The organism is Paenibacillus dakarensis (genome assembly GCF_001373415.1).
GTDB lineage: Bacteria > Bacillota > Bacilli > Paenibacillales > Paenibacillaceae > Paenibacillus_AQ > Paenibacillus_AQ dakarensis.
In genome coordinates this window covers 22,930-28,929 of the sequence record NZ_CDSE01000065.1, presented here as the reverse complement: position 1 = coordinate 28,929, position 6,000 = coordinate 22,930, and the positions used below count along the sequence as shown (strand labels likewise).

The 6,000-nt window shown below is 45.6% G+C and carries 8 protein-coding genes; all 8 read left to right on the top strand.

The genetic code is table 11. From position 1 onward, the window contains the following. Positions 1-1,155 (top strand): cytochrome c oxidase subunit I (locus BN1234_RS16025; RefSeq protein ID WP_170308063.1); only part of this gene is annotated, 1,155 nt, incomplete at its 5' end. After that, positions 1,152-1,778, top strand: a complete 627-nt coding sequence (locus BN1234_RS16020) for a cytochrome c oxidase subunit 3 (protein WP_054957670.1) — start codon at positions 1,152-1,154, stop codon at positions 1,776-1,778. The genes BN1234_RS16025 and BN1234_RS16020, both read left to right, overlap by 4 nt. A 3-nt stretch (positions 1,779-1,781) precedes the next feature. Continuing rightward, positions 1,782-2,105, top strand: a complete 324-nt coding sequence (locus tag BN1234_RS16015; protein ID WP_054957669.1) for a cytochrome C oxidase subunit IV family protein — start codon at positions 1,782-1,784, stop codon at positions 2,103-2,105. A gap of 199 nt (positions 2,106-2,304) precedes the next feature. Then, positions 2,305-3,207, top strand: coding sequence for a cytochrome c oxidase assembly factor CtaG (gene ctaG, locus BN1234_RS16010; RefSeq protein ID WP_054957668.1), 903 nt, complete (start codon positions 2,305-2,307; stop codon positions 3,205-3,207). An 18-nt stretch (positions 3,208-3,225) separates the two neighbouring features. Beyond that, positions 3,226-3,690 (top strand): DUF420 domain-containing protein, encoded by a 465-nt coding sequence (locus tag BN1234_RS16005; protein WP_054957667.1) that lies wholly within the window; start codon positions 3,226-3,228, stop codon positions 3,688-3,690. 196 nt (positions 3,691-3,886) lie between these two features. Next, complete coding sequence (locus BN1234_RS16000; RefSeq protein WP_054957666.1) at positions 3,887-4,615, top strand: hypothetical protein; 729 nt, start codon at positions 3,887-3,889, stop codon at positions 4,613-4,615. A 62-nt stretch (positions 4,616-4,677) separates the two neighbouring features. Continuing rightward, the gene (locus BN1234_RS15995; protein ID WP_054957665.1) at positions 4,678-5,085 is read left to right on the top strand and encodes a GntR family transcriptional regulator; all 408 of its coding nucleotides are present in this window, start codon (positions 4,678-4,680) and stop codon (positions 5,083-5,085) included. Further along, entirely contained in the window at positions 5,086-5,985 is a 900-nt protein-coding gene (locus BN1234_RS15990; protein ID WP_054957664.1) for an ABC transporter ATP-binding protein, read from the top strand. Positions 5,986-6,000 lie beyond the last annotated feature (15 nt).

Genomic DNA, 6,000 nt, shown 5'->3' with positions numbered 1-6,000 from the left:
TGGATCTTCGGTCATCCTGAAGTATATATCCTGATTCTTCCTGCCTTTGGTATTATCTCCGAAGTAATCCCGACCTTCTCGCGCAAGCGTCTGTTCGGATACAGTTCAATGGTGTTTGCAACGATCCTGATTGCCTTCCTGGGCTTCATGGTATGGGCTCACCATATGTTTACAACAGGGCTTGGTCCTGTAGCTAATGCGTTGTTCTCCATTGCAACGATGCTGATTGCGGTACCTACCGGTATCAAGATCTTTAACTGGCTCTTTACCATGTGGGGCGGACAAATTCGCTTCACAAGTGCCAACCTGTTCGCAATCGGTTTTATCCCAACCTTTGTAATGGGCGGCGTAACAGGGGTCATGCTGGCATCTGCTCCAGCTGACTTCCAGTTCCACGATACGTATTTCGTCGTAGCTCACTTCCACTATGTCATCGTAGGCGGTTTGGTATTCGGACTCTTTGCCGGATTGCATTACTGGTGGCCTAAGATGTTTGGCAGCATGCTTAATGAAACCCTTGGTAAATGGACCTTCTGGGCGTTTGCCATCGGATTCCATATGACGTTCTTTGTACAGCATTTCCTTGGACTGCTTGGAATGCAGCGGAGGATCGTTACATATCTTCCGAATCAGGAACTGGATCTGATGAACTTTATCAGTACGATTGGTGCCCTTCTGATGGGAGTCGGTGTCATTCTCTTCCTGGTCAACATTGCTATTACGGCACGCAAGCCGAAGGATGCTCCGGCAGATCCGTGGGAAGATGGCCGTACATTGGAGTGGAGTATTCCTTCTCCTCCGCCAGAGTACAACTTTAAACAAACTCCACTGGTACGCGGTATTGATGCTTTCTGGAAAGAGAAGATGTCAGGCAATAAGGAAATGACTCCGGCAGAGCCGCTTGGGCCGATTCACATGCCTTCTCCGACCATCTTGCCGTTTGTCATGAGTCTGGGTCTTTTCATTGCTGGTCTCGGGTTTATGTTCAGTGACGAGCCGTTTACGAATTCTTTTATGAGCTTTATCTTTAACAATTATATTGTTCTGATTATCGGTCTTGTGATTACGTTCGGTTCAATGATAGTACGTTCTCTGATCGATGATCCAGGCTATCACATTGATCCTGAAGAACTGGAAGAGGAGGTAAAAGCATGACATCCGCACACGCTGAACATGTAAACGGAGAACTACCTCACGAGCCGGAAAAAGCGACCTTGGAAGGTCGTAATAAAGTGCTCGGCTTCTGGCTCTTCCTTGGGGGAGAAGCAGTACTCTTCGGTACCTTGTTTGCCACGTTCCTGGCATTACGGAATCAGACGAATGATGGTCCAACTGCAAATGAATTGTTCTCGCTGCCAATTACAGCAGTAGCGACATTCCTTCTCTTGCTTAGTAGTTTGACAAGTGTATTCGCCATTCAGGCGATGCATCGTCATAATGTAAAATCACTAAAAATATGGCTGGCAGTTACAGTTGTATTGGGCTTGGCATTCTTGGGCCTTGAAATTTACGAGTTCTATGAGTACATTGTTCATAAAAATTTCGGTATGACGACCAGCGCGTTTTCCTCCGCCTTCTTTACTCTGGTTGGATTCCACGGAGCTCACGTAGCGTTCGGGGTTGTCTGGATCGGACTGTTGATCGGTCAGCTGTTCACTAAAGGACTTACAGTTGTAACAGCACCGAAGGTCTATGTGTCTGCTATGTACTGGCACTTTATCGACGTCGTATGGGTGTTCATTTTCTCGGTCGTATACCTACTTGGAAAGGTGGGCTAAGGAATGACAGCAGATCAGCATCAATCAGAGGGTCATGCAGTTAAGCATCGCCATCGTCATGAAGGTCCGCAGAAACATATTATTGTCTTTATCTTCTCCATTGTACTGACAGCGATCGCCTTTGCGGCGGTTGCTGCTGGTGATGTGAACCCAGCCTTTACGATCATTATCTTGCTCGTCATGGCAGTTCTGCAGGTGTTTGTCCAGATGGGGTATTGGATGCACTTGAAGGATAAAGGTCACATGATGCCGATCTTGTTCATGGTTGGTGGATTTTTCGTGGCCGGCACAGCTATTGTCATGGCAATATACTGGGTTTGGTGGTAATATAAGTAGAGGTGGCTTTATACGCCACCTCTTTTTTTCAAAATAAAATATGTGCATGAGATTCAGAAAGTTCTGGGCTTATGCTTCCCTAAGAAACGGTTACTGTCCGCGGTGTGGACGGAAAAACCGTTTCTCTCTGTTAGAAGGCCATTGTCACAATTTAGACAGAAATTCCGCCTGGTAAGGGGAGGTTTTTAGCATGCTCGGTTTAGAATATTTTTCATTTGCGGCAAAATGGAGTCCTATCTTTCTTGCATTTATGCTGCTTGTGACTGCAGGTTATTTCTTGATTACCGGACCGCTTAGTCATAGATTGGGGGGCGAGCCTGTATCAGCAGGGAGAAAGACACTTTTCGTTGCTGGTATGTTAACGATGTATCTAGCTCAAGGCGGGCCAATCAATTTACTCGGTCATACGATGTTTTCATTTCATATGGTAAGTATGGCGATGTCCTATCTTATGGCTACACCGCTCTTGATTCTTGGTATTCCGGTATGGTTATGGCGGGCTGTAGACCGAAAGAATCCGTTCAGGAAACTTGGTTTCCTGACGCGCCCGGTTGCTGCAGCTCTCATATTTAATGGTTTGTTCTCGTTCTACCATATCCCTGTCATTCATGATTTTGTCATGCTGAATTTATGGGTTCACCGGTTGTATTATATAATCTTGTTTATCACTTCGGTTACGATGTGGTGGGCGATTATTCAACCAATCCCTGAGAAGGACAAGACATCCGGCTTGATGAAGATGGCGTATATTTTCTTGAACATGGTCCTTTTAACTCCGGCATGCGCTTTAATCATCTTTTCCAGTGAGCCGATGTACGCAACCTATAGTGATCCTAACGCATGGGTAAAAGCAATGGGGTACTGCGTAGCTGATACATCCACTTTACTGGATCAGTTTGGCGGGCCATCCTTCTTCGGATATCTGGAGCCAGGGGTCGACCAGAGGGTAGGCGGGATCATTATGAAGTTTTTCCAGGAGATTATCTTTGCGTCCATGCTCGCCTATGTATTCTTTCATTGGTATAAGAGCGAGAACAAAGGGGATGATCCTTTGCCAAGTGAGATGCTAGATAGTAGACTAAATCAAGTGTAATGTTTAAGGAGGATGTTCATGGATTTGTTCTTTCTGTTTCCTACCATTAGTACAACCTTTATTGTAATTAGTGCTGTGCTGGTGGCAATTGGTTGGAGGCTTATCATCAAAGGTAAGAGAGAAGAACATAAGAAGGTTATGATATGGGCTGCAATTGCCGCAATCATCTTTTTCATTATTTACTCTTCACGGACTGTATTTATTGGTAATACATCTTGGGGTGGACCAGACAGCCTGCAGCCATATTATCAGGTGTTCCTGATCTTTCATATTACGCTCGCAACCGTGGCGGCTGTGTTCGGGATCACAACGCTTGTCCTTGGATTCAAGGAGAAGTATGCCAAGCACCGTAAATGGGGACGGGTTACTGCGACGATCTGGTTCTTCACAGCAATTACTGGCGTTGCCGTATATACACTGCTCTATCTCTTGTATCCGGGCGGTCATACACAGCCGGTATGGAAAGTTATTTTTGGAATGTAGATAACCGTAAAGGAAGAGATGGAAGAGACTGTTTCCACAGTAGAGAAATCTGCTTGGGGACAGTCTTTTTTTATGTGTATTATTGGCAAATTTAGGGTTGACACCTGTTGATCAGCACTGTATACTGTGTATAAAGATATATACAGTAAGCACAGATAAATAGATCATATATACACCGATGGAAGGGTGAGAGCAAGTGCAAACCGTCAACCAGGCGATGAAGATTATTTCTAAAGATATTAAGAACGACAAGATGCAAGTGGTATGGACGATTGTATTCACGCTTTATATGGGGGTTGTACTGAGCTTCAATATAAACAGCATGTTTCAAGAAGCGGAATACGTAAACAATCCTTTTTCTGATTTTCTCATGCTGATATTTAGCCCGATGATGGGATATTACATATCACGCAGAACGTTTAAGTATCTGAACGAAGATTCTTTTACACAAATGCTGTCCTATTATCGAAGCATTCCTGTACCTATGAAATCCGTCATCATGAGCAGAGCACTTATGGGGATCATTGGTTTTATAGTGAATGGGATTATATTCTTCGGCATTACATATGCCATCGCTGCTGATCTTCAGGCGAGCATGGATCTGGCGGAATATGCAGTCTTTGGCCTCACATGGATCGGAATTGGAATTTTGATAAATGGCTTTTATATATATATGGAGTTCACGCGGAGCGGCAAGGCATATTTCTGGCTTAATATTCTGCTTTTTGTAATCATTGCGCTGGTCATCATCGGTTTATTCATATCAGGAGCCCGCTTTAGTATGTTTAGCTATTTTGTTGATGCATCGAAGGAATGGAAATGGTTATCGCCTTGTATGTGGGGCTCATTAATTATCGGGATTTCAGGGTATGTACTATTTTGTCGGCTGACTTACCAGCGGGTACGGCTAAGAGATCTGTCATGAATGAGTTAATTACGGATGCACCGCGGAACTGCGGATTATGTAGACAAGGTGAGGTGAGATAAGTGCGAATTCCTATTCAAATTAACGAGCACAGTGCCGAGCCCTTATATCACCAAATTGAGACACAGTTAAGATCGCTTATTATAAGCGGACAGATTGAGGAGGGAACGCTCTTGCCATCCATAAGGGAGTTTGCGGGTAGCTTGAACTGCAGTGTCATTACGGTTCGCCGGGTGTATCAGGACTTGGAGGGTGAAGGGTTACTGAGAACGCGGCAGGGCACAGGGACCTTTGTGGCTGGTGTCGGCGACCAGACGAGAGAAAAATTCAAACGGGAAACGGTTGTTGAAGCATTAGAAGCCGCAGTTGAGACGGGGCTGTCTGTACATTGCAGCGAAGAGGAAATAACATCGATTTTTAAGGGAATTGTGAAGCATAAATATCATCAGCTAAAGGATGGTGAAGCGTAAGTGGAACCCCCATTGATTGAAATGCGTAATGTCATGAAACGGCGTCGTACCAAAAACATAGGCCCTATCAATCTTTCCATTCCGGAGGGTTACATTATCGCCCTTGTGGGGCCGAATGGCTCGGGGAAGAGCACGATCCTTAACATGTTAATGCAGATGATTCGGCCAGATGAAGGGGAAATCACCTGGTTTGGAGAAGCGTCTAAGGAACTGCCCATGGCTATCCGCCAACAAATTGGCTTCGTTCCTGAGCAGTTAAGTGCCGAAGAGAAGTACATGACTGCCGAGGAAGCGGCAGGGTTCCGGTCGCTCTGGTACAGCACCTGGGATGGCTATTATTTTGATGAGCTGCTGTCCAAGTTCGATGTCCCCCGTGGTGTGAAGCTGCGCAAGATGTCCAAGGGGGAACGGCGAAAATTCGAGATTGCCGCTGCCTTGGCACCAAGACCCAAGCTCTTGCTGCTGGATGAACCGTCTTCGGGTCTGGACCCTTTTGCCTGGAAGCTGATGATGGATCAGCTTCGGGATTGTATGAAGGATGGAAACACAACCATTGTCCTGTCCACTCACATTGTAGATGAGGTCCGCAGGCTTGCCGATTATATTGTCCTGATACATCACGGGAAAATGCTTGGTATGGTGGAGAAGGACGGACTGCTGGACAATTGGAAGGAATGCTGGATCACCGGAGATGCCGATATGATCAGTGAGCTGCCCGGCATTGTGAGCTGGAAGCAAGAGACAGCAAACACGGTTTCTTTTATTACAACAGAATGTCTAGATGTTGAGACAATATTGCATTCTGCTGGAATATCCTTTATACAGACACGCAGTTTGGAGCTGGATGAAGTCCTAAGTTTGTGGATTCAGGGGAATAAACCTGCAGGGATGCAGGATTAAGAGAGAGGAGATCAA

Excerpts from the sequence above, each read along its gene's own strand:
- BN1234_RS16020 (WP_054957670.1), top strand. The coding sequence starts at position 1,152 with ATGACATCCGCACACGCTGAACATGTAAACGGAGAACTACCTCACGAG.
- BN1234_RS16015 (WP_054957669.1), top strand. The coding sequence starts at position 1,782 with ATGACAGCAGATCAGCATCAATCAGAGGGTCATGCAGTTAAGCATCGC.
- ctaG (WP_054957668.1), top strand. The coding sequence starts at position 2,305 with ATGCTCGGTTTAGAATATTTTTCATTTGCGGCAAAATGGAGTCCTATC.
- BN1234_RS16005 (WP_054957667.1), top strand. The coding sequence starts at position 3,226 with ATGGATTTGTTCTTTCTGTTTCCTACCATTAGTACAACCTTTATTGTA.